The organism is Terriglobia bacterium (assembly GCA_020072645.1).
In the GTDB taxonomy this organism is placed as follows: Bacteria; Acidobacteriota; Terriglobia; order Terriglobales; family Acidobacteriaceae; genus Angelobacter.
Genome location: JAIQGK010000007.1, coordinates 223,500 through 244,545, shown reverse-complemented (window position 1 = coordinate 244,545; position 21,046 = coordinate 223,500). Strand labels below are relative to the sequence as shown.

Here is a 21,046-nt window from a genome sequence, read left to right as displayed (position 1 = left end):
GAGGGATACACGGAAATGTTCTAATCAACCACTATGCTAACTGCTCAAGCTGAGCGCCTTCAGCAATTCGTCGAGTACGCCCAGAAGCTAAAAGGCGATGAGAAGGGCGAGGCACAAGTGTTCTGTGATCGCCTTTTCAAAGCGTTCGGACACGACGGCTACAAAGAAGCAGGCGCAACACTTGAAGACCGTCAGTACCGGCGAGGGCAGCGCACCAAGTTCATCGATCTCGTATGGAAGCCTAGATTGATCCTCGAAATGAAAAGCAAGAAGGAGAATCTAAGAGATCACTATCAGCAAGCGTTCGAGTATTGGCTTCATTCAGTTCCTCGCAGACCCAAGTATGTGGTCTTGTGCAATTTCGATGAGTTCTGGATTTATGAATTTGATGAGCAGATGGAGGAACCGATGGATCGAGTGCGGCTCCTCGACCTTCCTAAGCGATGCGATGCGCTGAGCTTTCTCCTGCCGGTGGAAAAGAAGCCACGGTTCGGTAACAACCGCGTCGCGGTCACTCGGTCCGCTGCCGACAAGCTGGCAGTTGTGTTTAATTCGATTATGAGGCGCACCAAGGATCGACTGAAGTCGCAGCGCTTTATTCTGCAATGCCTTGTAGCCATGGTGTCGGAAGACGTTGGGCTACTCCCACATGGAATATTCCTAGAGCTTCTTGAAGAGTGTGACAGTGCAGCTAAGTCGTACGATTTGATTGGGAACCTCTTTAAACAGATGAACAGCGAACGTTCCGCGCAAGGAGGCCGGTACAAGGACGTTCCGTATTTCAATGGAGGTCTCTTCAAGGAAATTGATCCGATGGAATTAACTTCGGGCGAAATCCTCTTGCTGATGCAAGCGGCAGATGAGGACTGGGGCAAAGTACAGCCAGCGGTGTTTGGTTCGTTGTTTCAAAACAGCATGGACCAAAAGGAACGTCACGCCCACGGCGCCCATTTCACTAACGAGGCGGATATTCAAAAGGTGATTCTTCCCACCGTCGTTCGCCCTTTTCGAAAGCGTTTGGAAGACGCCGACACACTCAATAATCGGCTCTTTTTTTGTTGACACATGGGCGAACAAATGGTAGAGTATAGCATTCGGCCCCAGGTTGAAGTGTGTCCTGGGCCATGATCTTTGACAACATAAGCTGCTAACTACTAGCTGCTGGCTCCTAGCTAGAACCGGACAGGCTTCGCCTGATTCAGATCGTTCGACTCCCGGCTTCGCCGTTCGCTCACGATGACAGTTTGAGGGGGCGCGATTGTTGCGCCGCGCGGCTTTGGGCGGTTGCGACCCTCTGCCGACCGAACAGTAAAAATGGAAAAAGAAGGCTGAAATTGGGCCGGATTCGACCGCTGAAAAACTCGAAAAAAAGGCTTCGACCGGTCGGTCACCGCTCGGTCGAATTGCACTTTGGCTTTTGTTTACAACAAAGGGCTATGGGGGGGTGGGGTCTATGGCTGCAGGACGCAGGCAGAAGGCCGTAAGAGCGTTAACCACAAAGGACACGAAGGATCACAAAGGGGGCCTGTGAACTCCACGTCAAGTTCGCGTCCGAATGGTGAAACAACCGACGAGCGCAATGCTGAACACAACCACCAGTCCCGGGCCTTGAGATACGGCTAAACCCAAGAAAACGTGTGCTATTATGGGCCATCAATCACCAAATTTTGCCAGTCGTAATCCATTTTCAACCGAGGTTGATTTGTCCAAAATGATCCGTCATCTGCCGTTCGTGTGTGTGTTAGCAATCGCGCCCATATTGGCGCAGGCCCAAGCTCAGCAGCCACAGCAGCCAGCGCCGCAGTCCGCGCAAAGCCCCCAGCCGCCGGCGGTCGCAAACAGGCCGCAGCCTGTGCAGCCGCAAGCGCCCGTTGCCCCGGATGCGCCTGTGCTCACGGTGCATGGCGTCTGTCCGGCGGGACAGAAGGAGCCCACGGACAAACCAGACGCATGCACTCTGGTGCTGACGCGCGCGCAGTTTGAAGCGCTGGTCTCATCGCTGAACGTTGCCAATACAAACTACCCGCCTCCGGCGCTGCGCGGCTTTGCCACAAACTACGCCAACATATTGGCGCTGGCCAAGGCCGGCGAAACCGTTGGCGTGGACAAAGACCCGCGCTTCCAGGACCTGATGAGGATCACGCGCGCCCGCGTACTTGCGGAATCCTATCGCCGCTATATTCAGGAAAAATACGCGAACCCTTCAGACGACGAGATTGCAGCCTATTACAAGCAGAACGCGGGCAGGTTTGAGCAGATGAAGATCGACCGGATCCACGTTCCTAAAGTGGATCCCACGCGGCCGCAGGACCGCAAGCCCGAGTTTGAAGCAAAAGCGAGGAAGCTTGCCGATGATATCCGCGAACGCGCAGCGCACGGTGAAGACGTTACGTCGCTGCAGGTGGAGGTATATAAAACTTTGGGCCTGAAGGCCCAGCCGCCGCAAACGGAGCTCAGCACCAGTCCGAAACCTACGTTCCCGGCGAATGTGGAGCAGGACATTAACGCGCTGAAGGCGGGCGAAGTGACGAAAGTGGAGATTGAGCCTTCTGGATACAACATATATAAGGTGCGCAGCCGGAACACGATGCCCATGGAACAGGCAAAGGCATTGATTGTCCGCGAAGTTTCACAGAAGAATATTGATGACGCCCTGAAAGCCGCCACCAGCGGCGTGACGTCTGACCTGAATGAGCAGTACTTCAGCCTTCGCCACGCAGCGCCGCCGCAGAGGATTCCGCCGCGCGCGATACCGCCAGGAGGCACGAAGACTGCGCCGCCAAAGTAGGAACTGGATTTCGATCGTTAAGCAACGGTGGTTGCCGGAGTGCAGGAGCACCCCGGCAAAACACCAATTGAGTTAGTGGACTCGAAGAACAATAGTAGCCGTTGGGTTCGAGCTGTCGATGCCGTCAAACTTGACCGTACCGCTTGGCAGCAATTGCAGGTTTGCCGGATTCGGTGCAGTGATGCCGACGGTGACAATCATCTTTTGCACTGCGGCCACGCCATTGACTGGTGGACCGCCCAGACTCGCAATCGTGCAGAGAATAATGTTGCCGCCGAGTCCTGGCGCTGGTGCTCCGCACGAAGCCGGGTTCGCACCATCGGATGGAGTAACGGTCACCGAATTGATGGTCAGAACGCTGTCAATGGTGATCGTAAAAACAACATTATTGGCCGCTGTGGATGAGTTATTGCCGACAGTCCATGTAAGGATCCCTGTGCCTCCCGGTTTGACCGTGGAAGGTGTAGCGCTGCCGGAAACCGAGACTGGAATCTTTATGTCGGGAGGTGGAGGAGGCGGGAGCGAAGGCTGAGTAGTCCGGAATGCCTTGCTGAACGTCAAAGAGACACCGTTCGCATCGAACCCGGTGACAACGGCAGTATCAGTGATGGTTGCGCCGTTCATTTGCGCAATTACGCTGATGTTAAGCACCTGTCCCGGGGCCATGCTGGCCACGTTGCAGATAGTTTGCGTAACGCCTGCTCCCACAGCGGTGCAAGCTCCCGCATCCGGTTGGACCGAGAGGATGAATGCTCCATCAACGCTGCTGAGAATGTTGTTCACTACAATATTCTGGATTGGAAACAGTGACGCGTTTGTAACCACGATTCCGTAAGTTACCTGCGTCGGTGTGGCAGCTACGCCAGCGGGGCCGTTCACCACGATTGTCGTGTTCGGTACATTCGTGATGAGCGGCGTTACGGAAAGAGAAGGCGCCGACTCAAAACCATTCCCCGCTGCGTTGGTTGCATGGACAGTGAATGTGTAGGCGGTCCCATTCGACAGGCCGGAAACTACGGCGCTACCAGTGCTCGATCCCGGAGCAGGCGGTGGAACCGTCGCGCTGATTGCTGTGGCAACTCCGTTGATGCGGGCCGTTACGGTGTAACTGGTAATGCCATTTACGCTTTGTGGAAGCGTCCAACTCACGGCAGCTTGCGCGTCGCCTGCGGTGGCCACTACAGCGCTAGGCACACCCGGAAGACTAATCCCCAGCGGTACGCTGTTGCTGGGAACTGAAAGCGGACTGCTTCCTTGCGCGTTGCTGGCCAGGACCTGGAACTGGTAAACGACTCCGGCGGTCAGTCCAGGGATGGTGACTGATGTAGGAGGATACAGCCCACCACTTGCTGGAGCGATTGCCACATCCGCGAGCGGCAGGCCGTTGGATGCGAAGTTGTTAATCACTCTGTAGCCGGTCACCGGCTGTGCAACTTGTGCAGGACTCCAGCTGACGATGGCGTTCGTACCGATTTCAGAAGCGACCACATTCAGTGGAGCGCCGGGAACGTCAGGCGCTGCCGTGGTCTGGCTGGTCTGGAATAGGCGGCCTGCTCCAGCCGTGCCCAAACCACTGGGATCGTCTCCACTGTATAGGACCAGGTTGGCCGGATCAGTACTGTCTATGACTAAAGCGCCAATGCCACTGAGCGGCGCTGCAACCGGAATTTGCGCTGAGTCGATATAGGTTAGATCGAGGCTCTGCCCTGCGGCAGCGCCCGTCACGTTGCCCACCCATGCCACATTGTTCGCTGCAAGCGCAAAATAAAGATTGTTGCCGTTGGTGGCGGGATAGGCCTGATCGCCGACCATAGCATTCGCTCCGCCAATGCCGGTTAGAGTGCTCGTCGCGCTCTTGTCCGTACACGCTGCATTGGGAGAAACAAGACAAGCCGTATCTGCGTTGCGGATGAAAAATGGCGATTTGCTGTCAACGCTCCACAGATCGTGGCCGATCCAGGCCAGGCCATTGCTACGCTTCTTGTCAGGCGTTGATGACACTACCTGAATGAAGTCCTGGCATGTGCCAAACGCTGTTGCAGTGGCGAGCGCCGGATTATTGAAGCGAATGATTACGCCGCTTCTGCCAAACCCGACCCAGAGGTTGCCCCTAGGATCAAGCACCGCTGAGTTGGGTAAACTCGGGTTTCCGGGCAAAGCGCAGCCCGTCTGTCCGCCGGGAAATACATCCGTAGTGCTGTTGCCACCCAGTGAGAACGTGCTGCTGAAATCGAATGATCCGTTGCCGCTGTCACCCTGGGGAAGGTATTGAATACGGAAAACGCCTCGCGTCGCGGAGCGGTTATCCACAAAGTACAGAAAGTTATTTACCGGCTCGAATGCCATGCTGCCGCCCGTAACTTTGGTCGAGCTAAGAGGGCAACTGCTGTTGTTGATCGCAAACGGCCCGGGTGAATCCAGATCAGGATCAACGCGGCAAACGCCTGCCGTTCCGTCTGCTACCCACAAATGCCGAACGGGCTGGCTTGTACTGGAGTTGATTGCAGTGCCAGACAGCACGATTCCGCCTTTGGCCGCTGTGATCGGGCTCGTGACATCAGGGGCCCCGGCCAACTGGATCGTATTGGTGTTGGCGTTAAGAATGTTTTGCGCGCTAGCCGCCGCACTGGCGATAGCAAGGAAAGCAACCAGGCAGTACAAAACGTGAGTGGAAGAGTTTCTTACACTCCGAGTGCCTGACTTGTCAGGGGAGTTGGACAAGGAGTTCAAGTGACGTACCTTTCTGTCTCGTAAGCTCAGGGCTTCGAGATCTTCATGTAAGCAGCACCCGTCACTCTGACAACACTGTTTGGGACAGCCGGAAGATTGCCAGAACACCACGAAAATTCAGGATTGAGATCCTCCGTGGCTGGTTCCCTAGGTATGGAGGATTAAAGCAACATCTGTAAGTTGCTGTTGCAGGCTTGCCCGGCGAGTGATCCAGGCAAGCCCGCGCAGCGGTTCTACTGTCCCACAATTTTTACCGTGAAGGACTCGTTGCCCGGCTTGGCTTCAATGCCATCAAATGAAACCGAACCGGTGCTGTTGAAAGTTCCCACGGCATTGATGACCACGTTCACCGTAACGGTAATTGTGCCGGCATTTGCCAGAGTGGGAGCGGTGCAAGTCACCGTCCCGCCCAGCGAGTTGACTGGCGGTGTGGTGCAAGCTCCCAGAGTGGTAGTTGCTGAAGTGAAGCGCAGGCCACTGGGTATGACCTGCCTGAACGTTGTATTGGGCGCGTCCACACCTTTGTTGCTGATCGTCCAGGTGTAGGCGTTGGTTGAATTCACCTTGCCGCTACCGTGCGCCGCCTTGCCGGTGATAGCAAGATCGGTTGTAACCCCGGTGGTTGAAGGCGGAGGCGGAGGCTCAGCGGTTGTGACGCTGGCGCTGCTGCTTACCAAGGCAGTGCCTGCTGTGTCAGTTCCGCTTACCGTGGCGGAGTTGGTGATGGTCTGGTTTTGCATTTGCACGAGCACGTTGATCCGTGCGACGCCGCCCGGAGCCAGCGAGCCCACGGAGCAGGCCACGGTGAATACACCAGCGCCTCCGCCGGTACACGCTACAGGTCCGCTGCCCGCAACAATATTTACCAGCGGCTGAATAGTAGCCGTGCCTGACACGCTATTCGCCACCAAGCCAGCCTGCGAATAAGTAAAGCTGGTGTTGGACGGAACAGTGGCAATCGGGAACGTGCCGTTGAAGGATGGATCAGCAACGCCGGCAACGGTTACTGTTTGGCCAAAGGCGAATGCTCGAGGCGCTGTCAGGGTGATCGTTACAACTCCGTTGGCATCGCGTGAAGCGCTGGCTATGCTGGCCGGAACTGTGTTCACCGTATCCACCACTGTGATGTTTGAAGCTGGGAACGGCGATGTGTTTGTCACCGTGATGTTGTAAGTCAGTTGCGTCGGCGTGGAGGTTACTGAAGTCGGCCCTGACATTGCGATGGATACCGTGGGCAGATTTGCCGCCGAAGGAATGACCGCATTCGACAGATTCGACGCAGCGCTGAATCCCGCGATGTTCGTCGCTTGCACCGTGAACGTGTAAGTATGGCCGTTGGTCAGGCCGCCAACCAGCGCGCTGTCAGTGTTCGATCCGAAAGCCGGCGGCGGAACCGTGACAAAGATTGCAGTGCCAACTCCGTTATCCAATACGTTGACCGTGTAGCTGGTGATGGGCGAGCCGCCATTGCTGGCGGAAACGGTCCAGGTAACGAACGCTTCGGTATCTCCCGCAACAGCAGTTGCGCCCGTGGGAGCGCTTGGCACGCCGATACCCGGAGGTGTGATCGTATTGCTTTGCGCGGAGAACGCGCTGGTACCGTTGCCGTTCGTCGCCGAAACTTCAAAGGCGTAAGAAACACCGTTCGTCAGTCCGGGGATTACAAGCGAAGTCGGCGGATAGATGGAGCCAGGCGCGGGATTGACGACGATATCCGCCAAAGGCGCGCCGACCGAGATGAAGCTGTTCCGCACGGTGTAACTGGTCACCGGCTGCGCGATTTGCGCCGGACTCCAGCTCACTGTGGCTTGCGCATTGCCAGCCACGGCGATGACATCCAGAGGTGTTCCTGGAGCCGCGGGGCCAGCGGAGGTTTGCGTTGTCTGCCACCAGCGCGCCTGGCCCAACAATGGCGGTACCACAACTGGCCCTGGATCTTCAGCCGAGTAGACCACCAGGTTCGCCGGATCTGTCCCATCCACTGCCAGGCCAACGACGCCTGCGAGCGGAGGAACGGGCGCCGGATCAGTGATATAAGTTACTGTAAGAGTCTGACCGGCCGGGCCTCCCGCCACATTACCAACCCAGGCAATCTGTGCTCCCACCCCAAAGTAAAGATTGTTGCCATTGGTCTGGGGAAAGAACTGATCTCCAACCAGGGGGCCCGTTGCCCCCACCGCGGCCAGTGTGGGTATAACCGTTCCATTTGCCGTTGTGCAATCAACGCTGGGAGGAACCAGGCAGGTTGTATCGGCATTGGGAATGACAAATGGAGAAGTTCCATCGCCGCCCCAAAGGTCGTGACCGATCCATGCCAGACCGTTGCTGGTGGCGCCGTCCGGCGTTGTTGCCACTTTTTGTACGAATTGAGCGCATGTGCTGAACCCGGTTTCTGACGCTGTGCCGGGACTGTTGAAACGCAGAATGTCGCCGCTATCCAAAAAGCCAACGTAGAGATCACCCAGAGGGCTTAGCGCCGCACCGCTCGGCTGAGTGCCGGTCGTAGGCAATATGCAGCCAGTACCACCCAGAAAGTGGTTGGCCCCTGCGCTACTGCCTAAAGTTAGTGCGGTGGTCAAATCAATCGCCCCATGACCACTATCTCCACTTGGATTGAAGCCAATACGAATAACGCCCTGGCCGGCAGCAACGTCGTCTACAAAATATAGGAAGTGTTTTGCCGGGTCATAGGCAAACTGTCCGCCAAACGGGATCGCGGCGCCGCCGCTGATAATGAAAAACTCGCAAGTACTATCGCTCATGTGCCAGGGACCGGGAGCGTCAATTTCCGGGTCCATGCGGCAGATACTGTCAAAGCTGTCCGCCACCCACAAATGGCGCACGGGCTGTCCTGTGAACTGGCTCGTGGCGGTGCCTTGCAGGATGATGCCTGCCACAGGATTGGTGTTGTGATCTTGCGGATCCTGAGCGGCCTGGCCGGAGAACAAGATCGTGTTCGTGGTGGGATTCACTGGTGTTTGAGCGCTCGCTGAAGTCGCGGCGACAAGAGCAATCATGAGGCAGAGCCACATGATCTGAAGAGAATACTGCGCACCTGAGCGCTGTGCGTCTTTAGTCGAGGGGGATGTCATTTGTACCTTCCTGTTTTTATTTGTTCTTTGTTGCATCTCTTGGCCCCCGGAAGTTGTGGCTAAGAGCAGAGGAAAAAAGGCCGGGCCTAATGGCCCGGCTGCCCAACAATAGGACTTTGTGAAGTTTTAATTTAGGAGAAAAAAATTCGCTTCTATTCTCTGAGTCCTCCTCTTGAGGTCCCCGGCGAAAAAATCGCTGACCTCAAATTGTTCTTCACTGAAAGTGACACTGGTTTACAAGCTCACCCGTGTCCGGGGCAGGTCTGCGTCGCATGCAGAGCTCTCCTGGAAACGGCGGGCATCAAGTCATGGATCATTCAGGGACAAGTGCTGCAATTCCCAAAATGCGCGATCCAAGTGCTGTTGTGCTTATGTTTTGTCGTAGCAGCAGGTTCTGCGTTTGCTTCCGATTCAGAACATTCAGGTCCAGTTGGTACTTGTCTGGGTCCTGGTTCTGTTGGCTTTCCCGTTATAGAGCAGGGAACAAGCGTTCTTCGGAATTAGCTACGACGAAAAGAGAAATTGGAACGAGAATTAGCGCCTGAGCGGAACAACAAGTTGCGGAGATCCCTTGTCCATATCCGTGGCCGGAATGGAAAGGTAATTTACAGATGCCAGAAGTTCGGTGGAAGCAGGCTGAACGTTGCCAACGTGCTGGGCAACAGTGCTCGAACGCGGACTGGAAACCTGGATACCTTTTTTGCTGGGAACAACACCGTTGAACTCAACCGTCACCGGAGGCGTGCTGTCGTCGCCGTCCGCATCGTAGGAAAAACACACCATACCGGCCATGCCTGAAAGCAGCAGCATCATGCCAAGTACGGCGCCACGAAGATATCTGATGAACAGCGGTTTCATAGTGTTGTTACACAAGTCGCCAAACAGCATTTTGGCGATGTACAAGTCTGCTCAATTGGCATTAGAAGATCCTTAATGCAAGATTAGAATTTCTAATGAATTTGAGCGGTCGAACGGGTCAAGAATGAGTGACGAAGATCACGGACATCTCCTCAACGACCTGCTAAATGTCAATGGTGTACCCCACTCCCCTGGCTAATCGTCCCTTCTGAAAGGTGCCATTAGCACAACTCTTAGAAAGTCGGCTTCAAATGGCATCTAAATCCGGCATCGCTGCAAAATCCGCTGTTCTGGAACCCAACTACGCAAAAGCAGGGAGCGCCCCGTTTAGCCTGGAGACCACTTCAGGATCCATTCCACATCGCCTCGCCAGATACTTCGCAGGGGGGCAAGATGGGCAATCGCCCGTGGGAATTAGAGTTTACCTGACGATCATATTGCTAACCTACGTTCCGATGTATCTGGCTGCGGTGGCCAGCGGTCTTCCTTTGGCGAAGCCGTCAATGTCACTGCATCTGCCCTTTCTTTACGATGTGAATGTGGCCTTCATGTTCCTGGTTTCATTTCCGGTCTTGATCGGGATCATAGTGACGGACCAGGAAGTGCTTACCTCGGCGCTCCGGCAGGTGCAACTGGAAAAAGTGTTGATCATGTCACGAGATGCCGCTCAGGGCCTTAGAACTCGCTGGGAGCGGAGATTTCGCGCTATCAATGTAGCGGCTCAGGTAATCGGCATTCTTACCGGAATCACAATTGCCTGGTGGAATTACAAGGTGTATGTGCAAGCCCCCGTGGGTTTCTGGGCTGGGCCGGATGGCAAACTGGTCTCGGTTGGATACGTGTTCCTGGTGTGCTGTGCTTTCTGCTACGCGTTTGTGCCGCTCTTTATCATTCGCTGCCTCGGTTTTTTCTTTTTCCTCAAAGACGTGGTATCCAAAGCGGAGCTCCATCTCCTGCCTTTTCACCCGGACCGGTGTGGAGGGCTGCGGTCAGTCGGACGGATTGGCATGCGCAATCAGTACGTTCTTACCTTTTTTGGGATCAATGTTGTGCTGCTGATTATTGTCTCTTTCCATTATTTTAACGTGCCGGGCTATCTCGCCTCGTTGATTGCCGCGGCAGTAGCGGCTTACTTGCTGTTTGGCCCGCTGGTCTTCATCGGCCCGCTACTGCCGTTCCGTGCCGGCATGTTGCAAACAAAAAATCTGCTCATGGGAGAAGTTGCACAACGACTTCGTATTGAATTGGAGAGGCTCCGCCAAAAACTGCCAGCAGGAATAATTGCAAAAGAGGACGAAGAGCTCATTGACCGCCTTCGAAGGATCGGCGCTATTATTGACGAACTCCCGGTCTGGCCTTTTGATGCAGGTACACTGCGCAAGTTCCTCACCGCTTACATTATTCCGGTACTAAGTGCTGTGGCGTATCCGGTGGGTAAGGCCATTTTCGATTGGCTTGTATCGAAGAACCTGCTTCCGCTTGGGTAAATTTTGACCAACCCTTCTTCTAGCCATCCGCCCACTGGTTCAGAAGCGCGTTTGTCTGACTTGCCGAAAAGCCAGCCACGGATCTGTTCATCTTGCGCGCAAATAAATCCGGCCGGCAGCTTACAATAACAAGCTATGACCTCAATAAGAGAATTCCGTTGTGAAATCTGCGGGAGGGAAACGACCGATCCCAAGCACTGGTTTGTGATTCAATGCGGAAACTCGACCCTGACTGTCATCAAATGGGATTCCGAGGCGGCCAATGCAGCGGGCGCGAGGCACTATTGCGGAGAGGCCCATGCTCAGGTTTACATTAGCAGATGGTTTGAATCTGTCTGTTCGCCGCCCAAGCCGGACTTTTTACGGCCATCGCAGCGAAGTAGTTAATGGCCGTGCGATGAAATTTATACCAAATTAAAAAAGGCCGATAACGATTCGCAAAAGATCGGGAATTTCTGCGCGCCAGGGCTGCCGAAAGCCGGTGGCAGCCAGGCCGAAAACACCGATCCGTGTCCTGACTAGCTGGTCGCTTCGAACCCACTACCGCTGTCATTTGCCGCCTACCAGGCTCACAGTCTTTGTGTTGTCATCCGGCACACGGTCTATCAGCAAGGCGAACGGGTCTATTCCGGCTTTTTCCGGCAGCGAGTTCGTCACAAATGTAAAAGTCGCGGCAGTTTGCGTGATGTGCTCTCGTTCGCGATAAAGCGTGTCACCATACTTTTTGCCCTTGGCAGGCTTGGCGAATGCGCCAATGTCGATGTAGTCGTTGATCGGGACTTCGGTCTCATTTCCCTTTGCGTCAGCTTTGTATTTGCGTGCTTCCACTTTTATCGTCACGTCATACTTACCGTCGGCGCGTGAATGGGCTGTAGCGTCAAGCGTACGGTTGGAAAAAATAGTGATGTCTTCAAACAGGTCCTTGATCAAATATTGCAACTGCGGTGGCGTTTGCTCTTGTAATGCATCCACCAGCGCATGTGACGTGGGATAAGGCGGCTGCGCATACGCATACTGCTGGATCACTTTGCGCAACGCCCGGTTGACCGCTTCTTCGCCAATCATCTCCTTGAGGTAATACAACACCACGCTTCCTTTGCGATAGTGAATGTATCCCTGGTTCGCCTCCACCGTCAGCAAAGGGCGCTCCTTTAACCGTTCCGCGCCCCGGGAGCGCAGATAATTGTCCATCTCATACTTAAGGAATTTGCGCATCGTGTCGCGGCCATATTCTTTTTCCATCACCATCAGCGCGGAATACTGCGCCAGGGTTTCAGAAAGCAGCGTAGCTCCTTCCATATCCGCGCCAATCACCTGGTGCGCCCACCACTGATGGCCCATTTCATGCGCGACCACATAAAAGACAAAATCGATATCGTCGGGCTTGTTGATGTTGGCGATAAAACCGATGGCCTCTGAATACGGCATGGTGCCGGGGAAAGCCTGGGCAAAACGGGCAACGCGAGGAAACTCAATAATGCGGGCTTCCTTATGGTAATAAGGACCGAAGTTTTTTGTGTAATAATCCAGCGATTTCTTGAGCGAATTCATCATTCGCGGGACGTTCCACGGATGTTGCCGGTCGTAATACACCTCAAGCTTGATTCCATTCCATTCCTCCCGCGCCACCTCATAGCGGGCAGACATGAAGGAATAAAAGTTCATCGACTGGTGATCGAGCTTGTATTCAAAATAGCGGCGGCCATTCTCCTGCCATTCCCGCAGGAGCGAACCCGGGGCAATTGCCAACTGGTCGGGTGAAGTGCTAATGACCGTCTGCACATCCACCCAATCGGAATGGCCGCCCAGGTATGTCTCCATGCAATCAGTCGTGCAGTTGCGCTCAAGCACCGGCATCAGATCGATGTCTTTTAATCCAAACTTTTTTCGATCATTTGGATCAGAGAGCTGGCGTTGTGAGTTATAACCAATGACCGGGCCAATCGTGTTATTGAAGAAGGTCCCGTTCTGCACCAGTTCCACCGTGCTCAACTCATTTTCAAAGCCGCGATTTTTGCTCTTGACCGTGAAGTGCATGGTGCGGCTTTCACCGGGCTGCAGAGGTGAATCGAATTTGTAAATCCGATAGTAGAGCTTCTCATCGTCTTTGCTGAGGGACGCTCCCGGTATATCAATGTCGGTCACATAGTTGGGACCAGTGGTGAAGTGAATTTCGGTAAGCGGTTGCGGATATGGGTTTTGAATTACCTGCTCCGCACGCATCGTTATGTTGCGTGACTCTGGATAGACGTCAATGGCGTACTTCACGCTGCGGACACGCGGCTGCAGTTGCTTCTCAAACTGCTTGTAACTCTTTTCGTATTCGGCCTGGCGGCGCTGCAGGGTCTTGGGGCCAACAACGCGATTGATAACCGTGGTGTTATACCAGATCCAGACGCCCGTACAGGCAAAGGCCACCAGGCACAGAAGTGTTGCCGAAATCCAGCCACCGTGGAACCGTAACGCAGCATTACGACGCCGGCCCCGCCAGCGGTCCTGTTTGCCGCGCGGCCAGAACATTACGGTAAGGATCGCCAGCACCCCGCAGAAGATGAGCCAGTAAAGCGTGTACCAATTCCATGCGGTGCGATACGGCGCTTCCCCAAACATGTCTGAATAAGTTTCGGCTGACCTGGCGCCGAACTGCACCAGCCTGGTGGCTACATTCAAAGGCCGCCATATAAACGCGTTGGCTGCAATAAAAGCGATATAGAAAAAATAGCCAAGGTACTTGTTGGGCGAAAATACATGGATCAGGAAAGCCAGCACGCTCAGAAATAGAAAACCAGATGCATCGCGAACCAGAAGCTCATATAAATAGAGGCCAATCTGGTAGCGATGGTAACCATGCCAGGCCTGTACCATTACGCCGCCCAGCAATGCCGCGCTCTGCATCAGCATAATCATCAAAATTAACGTGAGCAGGCGCGAGGCATAGGAAATCCAGTCGGGAGCGGGCGTGGAATCAGCAATTTCGTCCATGCGTTCATCACGGTCTTTCCAGACAAGCACGCCGGCATAGTAGGTAATCACGATGATCACAAACAGATACAGCGTGCCCCGTATGAGGTCGAGAATCCAATACGTGACCGGAAGCGTCTGGTTGCCATAGCCTTCAGTAGCGCTCAAGGCAAGGCTGGGAATGCAATTCAAGAGTGATGCAACAGCAATCACAACAAAGAATGTGCTTCTTGCCATACCCAGGAAGTGGATCTTGAATGAGCCTACAAATTTGGCCCACGGCGCATCGTGTAATTGCGGGCGGGGCAGAGCAATCGCGACCGGTTGGATAGCTTCTTCAGTATCGGCTTCAATGGGACGGGGCTTGGTGCTTCTTTCAGCAAAGCTGAAACGAAAATAGGCTGCGGCAAAAGTCAGGCAGCCAACGCCGACCCAAAGCAGGCGATTCCAGAACAACAGCCCCTGAAGCCCAATCGAGAGACTGTTTTTGTCCGCGACCGTCCAGTAACGTGTGACCAGATCAAAAGCGCGCGTGCCAAAAGGATCGAGAAGTGCGGCGATCTGCTCATGTTGAATGTCCTGCAGAAGATAGCCGGCGACACCATACCCAGTAAGCAGTATCAAAGCCGCAACAAACGAAACGATCTCATTGCGGGCCAGCACGGCGATGGCAAAAAGAACTGCCGCCATGAAAAATGCGTTGGGCAAAGCAAAAATGACAATGCCGTTCAGGTGCGCGGCCCAGTTCACCCGTCCCCATCGATCAGCATCGGCCCAGGGCATGTACTTGGCCAGAAGTATGCCAATAGAGACACCCAGCATGGGTATCACCGAGATAAGAGTGGCGCCAATAAAACGGCCTATCAGAAAATCAAAACGTTTGAGGGGCGTGGTAAAAATAATCTGATAGGTATTGTGGCTGAAATCACGAATGGCGGCCGCAGTTACAAATGCCGTGGACATCAGCAGCGTGAGCAGCCCAATGAACGAATAAAAATTCTGGATGACATAAGGCGCGTTGTGGTACGTGTTGGATAAAGAGTTGCCTACCTGTATCTGGTCAGTGCTGACCGCGCCGAAGATCAACAACGCGATGAGGAACAGGAAAATCCAGACCATCCAGGACCGGAGCCAGAAGCGGATTTCGAACAGCGCTATGCGTAGAAACATTGATCGCTCCTAATCCCAGTTCCGGATTTTTGTAAAGAAAACGTCTTCCAGATCTGCCTGGATGGGCAGAAACCCGTCGCCAGGCAGCTGCTCTCCAAAGACATGCAGGAAGGGTCGCCCGCCAACCAGCTTGTTGGAGACGACGCGGAAGGTCTGCTCGTAATGCGCCAGCTCTGCCTTTTCAATGGAACGTTGCCAGATCCGACCATTCAATCTGGAAATCGCGGATTGCGGCTCTCCCTGATAAAGCACTTTTCCTTCATGGATGATCGCCATGTTGGTGCAAAGGTCCATCACGTCTTCCACAATATGCGTTGAGAGGATGACGATGACCTGCTCTCCAACCTCGGCGAGCAAATTGTAGAAGCGATTGCGCTCGCCCGGATCAAGACCCGCCGTGGGTTCATCCACGATCAGCAGCTGCGGATTGCCAAGCAGCGCCTGGGCAATGCCAAAACGCTGCCGCATGCCTCCGGAAAACCCGGTCAGCGCCTTCTTGCGGACATCGTAAAGATTGCAGCGCTGAAGCATGGCGGACACGACGTCTTTGCGCTCCCGTGAGTTGGTGATGCCTTTCAGCAGCGCCAGATGGCTCAACATGTCCTGGGCGGAAATGCGAGGGTACACGCCAAATTCCTGCGGCAGATAGCCAAGGCGGCGGCGCACCTCATCTTTTTGCTTGAGAACGTCGATGTCGCCCAGCGTGACGCTGCCGCTGTCCGGCTCCTGCAGCGTGGCCAGCGTCCGCATCAGGGTGGACTTGCCCGCGCCATTCGGCCCCAGCAGGCCATACATGCCCCGCGGAATCGTGAGCGACACGTTATCCAGCGCTTTCACGCCGTTCTTATAAGTCTTGGAAAGGTTCTTGATGGTTAGTTCCATGCTCATACCTCATTGATACGTAAATATGCCGGATAAGTTTCGAAACTATGAACAAATAGTATCCTGAAATGGTATTTGCTATTGAAGAGACGCTCCAGGTATCGTTTTGTCACCGCTCGAAAGGCACTGAAATCCGCGACGCAAGCGGTCCAGCCTGCATTCGGACCCGTGGAAAGATGGTTTGCAGCGTCGTGGCGGCGATGACGAGCTCGAATCGTGGACTTCCTGCCGGGTAAGGCAGGCGCGCTTCGCGGCGTTGCAATCGTCTAATTTGTTGTGGATGTTAGCGCGCTGACAGTATAGCGGCTGCGGCAGAGCGGGTCAAAAGCTCGTAGTGCTCAATCCATTCGGAATCTGCAATGAAGTTACATGGAATGTCTCACATCAGTTGTAGCCGCTTTATAATGGCGCGGGATTTTCCAAGATGCTTGTACTCACGCGTGCTCTCTCTCTTCTGTTCGTTCTCTCTATGACTCTTTCTCTGCGGGCGCTTCCATCTGACCCTGAAGTGCTGGTGGAAGGAACAGTGATAAACAAACTGACGAGCACGCCCATAAAGGGAGCACACGTGATATACACCAGAATCGCGTCTGGCAGTGATCCGGCTGCTTCGCCCATCAGTCGTGACACGGATATTCAAGGTCATTTTCATCTTGAGCTCAAGCCAGGTTCATATCGTTTGTGGGTGGAAAGGGAAGGGTTTGCCCGCCAGAGTTACGGCTCATCTGTTCCGGAAGGTACGGGAACTATACTGACTGTTTCATCAGGCCGGGAACTTCACGATCTCGCGTTTCGAATCACTCCTTTGGGCGCGCTGTCTGGGCGAGTGTTCGATCAGGACGGCGACCCGTTACAGGGAGTCGGAATTCAGGTCTTACGCGTAAGTTATTCGAGCGGCATCCGGCAACTTATCCCCGTGGCCGGCGCCAGTTCTAACGATCGCGGAGAATATCGTTGTTACGATCTGCCAGCCGACCGTTACTTTGTCCTTGCCATTCCTAAAGGTTCGCCGCTATCTCACCCGATGGAAGCGGGTGCGCTCGTCCCTGAAGTTCAGGACGCTTATGTTCCCCTTTATTATCCCGGTGTAGTTGATCTCGAATCAGCAACTGCGGTTCCTGTACCTGAAGGCGGTGACGTTCAGCAGATTGATTTTCGCTTGCAAAGCGTTCGTGCATCCACAGTGCGCGGGCGCGTCTCCGGTCCTATGAAGTTTGACTCAAACCAGGTCCAGGTCGTCCTTGCGCACAATGATCATGGCTTCGCGTCTTACATTGATCGGTCAACGGCCGTAGTGGATCCGGCTACGGGAAAGTTTGAAATAAGACGTGTTGCTCCGGGATCGTATTTTCTGGTGGCTTCGCAGTTAGGCAACGGCCAAGTATTCTCCACCAGAGTGCCCGTTGAAGTTACGTCAGGCGTCCCTCCAGAAGAGGTGCCAATCCACATGTCGCCGGCAGTAGAGGCCCATGGAACCGTGTTGATGGACGACGGCTCGCCGCTTCCCAATAATCTTGTGGTGCGATTGTTGCCGGTCGAAGGACTATTGCCTGGTCCTCCGCCGTCTGCCGCGGTTAATTCAGACGGAAGCATTCGCCTTTCCGGAGTATTGCCGGGAACCTGGACGCTGTCAGTTGAACATTTGCCGGAAAACATCTGGATGAAGAACGTTAGCTTCGGTGATATACGCTCCGCTGGCGGGCAGTTGAACCTCCCGGCGGGCGCGCGAGGACCTTTGCGTGTTGTCTTGGCCGCAAATGGCGGCCAGGTTTCGGGCATCGTGGCAGACGAGGAGCAGCCGCGGCAAGCGACCGTGGTGCTTGTTCCCTTGGAAGCAGAGCTGCGGCTTTCGCCACATGCATATCGCTTTACTCCCACTGATAGCCGTGGCGCATTCATTTTCAAAGGAGTTCCACCGGGCAGCTATCGATTGTTTGCTTTTGAGAGCATTGCTCCCAATGCCTGGATGGATCCTGGGATTCTGAACGGTGTAGAGGATCTGGGCCAGGAGCTTGTTGTAAACGCGAGCGAAAGATTGACACGCCAGCTAAAGCCAATCTCCTATGACGCTGTGCTTCCGTCACGTTGAACGCCGGACTTCTCTCATAGTCCCTTTCAAAGTTCCATTTTGAAACTGCTGGGACGCTTATTTAGAAGATTTTCACTTTTCGCAATCCAGGAGAAGAATGTCGCTGGCCCTGAAGTTTCTAATCAAGTCTCATCTCAAGGAGACTGAAATCTATGAAAAATCCGCTGTCCAGTATGTTGACAAGATCGTTCGTGTCAAAGAGTTTGTTGGTGCTGTCGATATTTGCCGTTTCTGTATTCGCCTCGGCGCAAACGGCTGGCTACGACCTGTTGCAAACCGGGTCAGGTGCTTCCATCGATCTTAGCTCGGTCAATTTGGGCAACGTGCCTCTGAATGGCGTGCCAATTCAGGGCGGTACGGGAACCACTGACACGATCATGCATCGCACACAGGACGTGCCTCAGGGCGGTGGAACGGTACCATTGGAAGTAACCGCATTGTTCATGAAGAGCGCTTCCTCTGTTACCTTCAACGGACAGCAGGTGGATGTATACGTGACCATCAACAATTCCGGTGGAAAAGTTTCCACCAGCGTATTGCCGCAGCCGGATTCTCTTTCCGGATCCACTGGGACCATGACGGTCCGCACGGACGGCACGTTTGACTCCAGCTTCAACGTAAATGCGGATGTGATTTTTGTGAAGGCCGGCACCAGCGTTACAAATTCAGCGAATTACGTTGGGCATCAGGCAGCCAAAACGATCTCACTGAGTTCCACGAACTCCACTTACACAACAACGCCGCCTGCCGGATACCCATCCTCCTCAACATTTCCGTCGGGCGGTATATACCCAAGGCCGGTACATAATGGGCCGCATCCAGTGGTGCCGAGCAAGTGTAGCTCTGGGGTCCAGCCTGCTAGCCCGCAGTCACCCGCCGCCGCGACTTTGAGTAACGGACCCACCGGCTCCGCGACTGCTATAGCTACTTGCATCTCTGCCCAGTGAGAGTAGAGATCAAGGAATAGAACACCTGTACGGGCGGCGCGCTTCTTGCATTCGAGCAAGCGCGCCGCTTGCTCCCGCCGAACACCGGCGGCTTCTCTGGCTGCGATGTGACCTTCCCGTTTTGGAACAAAACCAAAAAAATTTTTCATACCGTTTTGTTTGCCTATTGCTAATGCAATTCTCAAGTCGTAATGTGGATTTCTCTAATCCTGGGGCTGATAGGGCGGCTCCGGGAGGAGAAACTTTAATCAGCTCGCTCGCAGCCGGCAGCAGGTCAATATTTCCGTTCGCCTGCTTGCACTTTCAAAGACTGCGTCTTTTCTCACCGCAAGAAGGGGTCCAGGTCACACATCCCTGTAAGTGACGGGGCGAAGCTTCATCCTTCACTCGTTTAGCCAATCAATACAATCGTGGGCACCCTCCCTCCATTTGACTCATTTCAGCCGCAATGGTTTGTGCTGTTCGTCCGCACAAATCAGGAAAAGACAACTGCGTCCCGGCTCGATCATCTACAAGTAAAACACTTTCTTCCGTGCTTTCGGTCGCTTCGGCAGTGGAAAGACCGCCGGGTTACGCTTGATGTGCCCTTATTTCCCGGCTACGTCTTTGTCCATCTGCCGCATGCGGAACGCATGCGCGTGCTCACACTGCCAAATGTGCTCTATTTTGTTGGTTCGGGCAGTTCTCCCGCGGTCCTCAGTGATGAAGAAATTGCGTGGATTGGACGCGGGTTGAAGTCCGGCAATGCAGTGCCGCATGAATGTCTGAATGAGGGACAGCGTGTTGTGATTACCGCTGGCGCCCTTGCGGGACTCAAGGGAATTCTGGTTCGCAAGGTGAACAACACTCGTGTCGTAGTTTCGCTTGATTCCATTGGGCGAGCGTTTGCAGTTGAAGTCGATCTCGAATCAGTGCGCACACTCAAGAGCACGCCCTTGGTTATCGATAGACCATTGCCGCAAAAGTTTCCTGTCCAGATGTCAGAGGATGAACCAATCGATCTTCCACGCATTTCATCCGGTACTCGGCGTTAGCAATGTTGCCGATTCTAAACAAATTGTTAGTCATCGACCGCCGCGAAGTTACATTCGCGCGTCGCGGATTTTTCGTTGTAAAACCCGAGGTCCGCGACCGACTGGAGCATGTGGGTACGATTTTTCTTGTGGGATATCACGAGGCCCTGCAGGAAAATAGGTTGCAAAGGCTCACTGAAAAGCTTGAGCGAGTCGAGTTGGAGTATCTAGGCTTTGCTTATGAAGGTGCGGCCATGGCGCTGGCGCTTCGCGATGCCTTAGTCCCCGGCTCGAACCTTTTTGCAGAATTTATAAAAGGTGCAGGCAAAAGACACATCTATATGCTTCACGTCGGTGCAGGATGGGCGTGCGCCCGGTTGCCGTGGTTGCGCTGGCGCATAGAGAAAGTTATCTGCAAATTCGATCCTGTACTGCGCTGGCTGGTTCTGGATGGCTATGGATTTCACCAGGGGTACTTCCATTACAAAGAACCCGTAATCAATGCCGTTAAACGCCTCTCTGCGGATGCTCGCCATGTTTTTTATCAAGGATTCGGGCGCAGCTTGTGGTTTGTCCATGGTTGTGATTTTCATCAGATCGCGATAACGATCTCCGGTTTCCCCGACATATATCAAAGCGATGCTTGGAGCGGCATTGGTTTGGCCTGCGCCTATGCTGGCGGCGCGCGGGCTGCGGAAATGAAAGATGCAGTATCACTCGCGGGCTGCTTCACTTCTGCTCTTGCGCAGGGCGCTGCTTTTGCCGCCAAAGCCAGGCAACTGGCAGGTAATAAAGCCGCGCATACGGAAGAGGCGTGTGCTGTTTTGGCCGGGATAAAAACAGAGCAGGCCGCTACCCTGTGTGACCGTGCGCTGGCACATGTCAACAAAAACTCTTCCTCTCCATATCAGCAATGGCGAGAGCTGGTACAGAACTACTTTTCAACTTCACGAACTCCAGTACGAGGGAACTCACATGATTCTGAACTCGTCCAATCGTTGGTTTCGACAAAACCTGACTAAAATTGCG

At 54.2% G+C, this 21,046-nt stretch carries 12 protein-coding genes; 7 read left to right on the top strand and 5 right to left on the bottom strand.

Features of this window, described 5'->3' with window-relative positions:
- Positions 1 to 33 precede the first annotated feature (33 nt).
- Entirely contained in the window at positions 34 to 1,062 is a 1,029-nt protein-coding gene (locus LAO76_12375) for a hypothetical protein (GenBank protein MBZ5491717.1), read from the top strand.
- A 649-nt stretch (positions 1,063 to 1,711) separates the two neighbouring features.
- Entirely contained in the window at positions 1,712 to 2,788 is a 1,077-nt protein-coding gene (locus LAO76_12370) for a peptidyl-prolyl cis-trans isomerase (GenBank protein MBZ5491716.1), read from the top strand.
- A gap of 72 nt (positions 2,789 to 2,860) precedes the next feature.
- Here LAO76_12370 and LAO76_12365 read toward each other — a convergent pair whose 3' ends face one another.
- The 3 genes from LAO76_12365 to LAO76_12355 all read right to left on the bottom strand — a co-directional run bounded on the left by LAO76_12365 (position 2,861) and on the right by LAO76_12355 (position 9,513).
- Positions 2,861 to 5,518, bottom strand: coding sequence for a fibronectin type III domain-containing protein (locus LAO76_12365; protein ID MBZ5491715.1), 2,658 nt, complete (start codon positions 5,516 to 5,518; stop codon positions 2,861 to 2,863).
- 233 nt (positions 5,519 to 5,751) lie between these two features.
- A complete protein-coding gene (locus tag LAO76_12360) occupies positions 5,752 to 8,610 on the bottom strand; it encodes a fibronectin type III domain-containing protein (protein ID MBZ5491714.1) in 2,859 nt (952 codons plus the stop codon).
- 534 nt (positions 8,611 to 9,144) lie between these two features.
- The gene (locus LAO76_12355) at positions 9,145 to 9,513 is read right to left on the bottom strand and encodes a hypothetical protein (GenBank protein ID MBZ5491713.1); all 369 of its coding nucleotides are present in this window, start codon (positions 9,511 to 9,513) and stop codon (positions 9,145 to 9,147) included.
- A 362-nt stretch (positions 9,514 to 9,875) separates the two neighbouring features.
- Here LAO76_12355 and LAO76_12350 point away from each other — a divergent pair, with 362 nt between their 5' ends.
- Positions 9,876 to 10,955 carry a hypothetical protein gene (locus LAO76_12350; protein ID MBZ5491712.1) on the top strand — a complete coding sequence of 360 codons (1,080 nt, stop codon included), beginning with the start codon at positions 9,876 to 9,878 and terminating at the stop codon, positions 10,953 to 10,955.
- Between the two features lie 549 nt (positions 10,956 to 11,504).
- On the opposite strand, the gene LAO76_12345 is transcribed toward LAO76_12350, so the two are convergent.
- Both LAO76_12345 and LAO76_12340 read right to left on the bottom strand, forming a co-directional pair.
- Positions 11,505 to 15,086 (bottom strand): hypothetical protein, encoded by a 3,582-nt coding sequence (locus LAO76_12345; GenBank protein MBZ5491711.1) that lies wholly within the window; start codon positions 15,084 to 15,086, stop codon positions 11,505 to 11,507.
- Positions 15,087 to 15,095: 9 nt separating this feature from the next.
- On the bottom strand, positions 15,096 to 15,968 hold the full coding sequence (locus LAO76_12340) for an ABC transporter ATP-binding protein (protein ID MBZ5491710.1): 873 nt from the start codon (positions 15,966 to 15,968) through the stop codon (positions 15,096 to 15,098).
- Between the two features lie 424 nt (positions 15,969 to 16,392).
- Here LAO76_12340 and LAO76_12335 point away from each other — a divergent pair, with 424 nt between their 5' ends.
- The 4 genes from LAO76_12335 to LAO76_12320 all read left to right on the top strand — a co-directional run bounded on the left by LAO76_12335 (position 16,393) and on the right by LAO76_12320 (position 21,039).
- On the top strand, positions 16,393 to 18,057 hold the full coding sequence (locus LAO76_12335) for a hypothetical protein (GenBank protein MBZ5491709.1): 1,665 nt from the start codon (positions 16,393 to 16,395) through the stop codon (positions 18,055 to 18,057).
- 152 nt (positions 18,058 to 18,209) lie between these two features.
- Positions 18,210 to 19,004 carry a hypothetical protein gene (locus LAO76_12330; protein ID MBZ5491708.1) on the top strand — a complete coding sequence of 265 codons (795 nt, stop codon included), beginning with the start codon at positions 18,210 to 18,212 and terminating at the stop codon, positions 19,002 to 19,004.
- Positions 19,005 to 19,414: 410 nt separating this feature from the next.
- Complete coding sequence (locus LAO76_12325) at positions 19,415 to 20,038, top strand: UpxY family transcription antiterminator (protein MBZ5491707.1); 624 nt, start codon at positions 19,415 to 19,417, stop codon at positions 20,036 to 20,038.
- Between the two features lie 5 nt (positions 20,039 to 20,043).
- On the top strand, positions 20,044 to 21,039 hold the full coding sequence (locus LAO76_12320) for a DUF1702 family protein (GenBank protein MBZ5491706.1): 996 nt from the start codon (positions 20,044 to 20,046) through the stop codon (positions 21,037 to 21,039).
- Positions 21,040 to 21,046 lie beyond the last annotated feature (7 nt).

Bases quoted from the DNA above. Each gene is read 5' to 3' on its own strand.
- LAO76_12375 (MBZ5491717.1), top strand. From the start codon at position 34: ATGCTAACTGCTCAAGCTGAGCGCCTTCAGCAATTCGTCGAGTACGCC.
- LAO76_12370 (MBZ5491716.1), top strand. From the start codon at position 1,712: ATGATCCGTCATCTGCCGTTCGTGTGTGTGTTAGCAATCGCGCCCATA.
- LAO76_12360 (MBZ5491714.1), bottom strand. From the start codon at position 8,610: ATGACATCCCCCTCGACTAAAGACGCACAGCGCTCAGGTGCGCAGTAT.
- LAO76_12345 (MBZ5491711.1), bottom strand. From the start codon at position 15,086: ATGTTTCTACGCATAGCGCTGTTCGAAATCCGCTTCTGGCTCCGGTCC.
- LAO76_12340 (MBZ5491710.1), bottom strand. From the start codon at position 15,968: ATGGAACTAACCATCAAGAACCTTTCCAAGACTTATAAGAACGGCGTG.
- LAO76_12335 (MBZ5491709.1), top strand. From the start codon at position 16,393: ATGCTTGTACTCACGCGTGCTCTCTCTCTTCTGTTCGTTCTCTCTATG.
- LAO76_12330 (MBZ5491708.1), top strand. From the start codon at position 18,210: ATGAAAAATCCGCTGTCCAGTATGTTGACAAGATCGTTCGTGTCAAAG.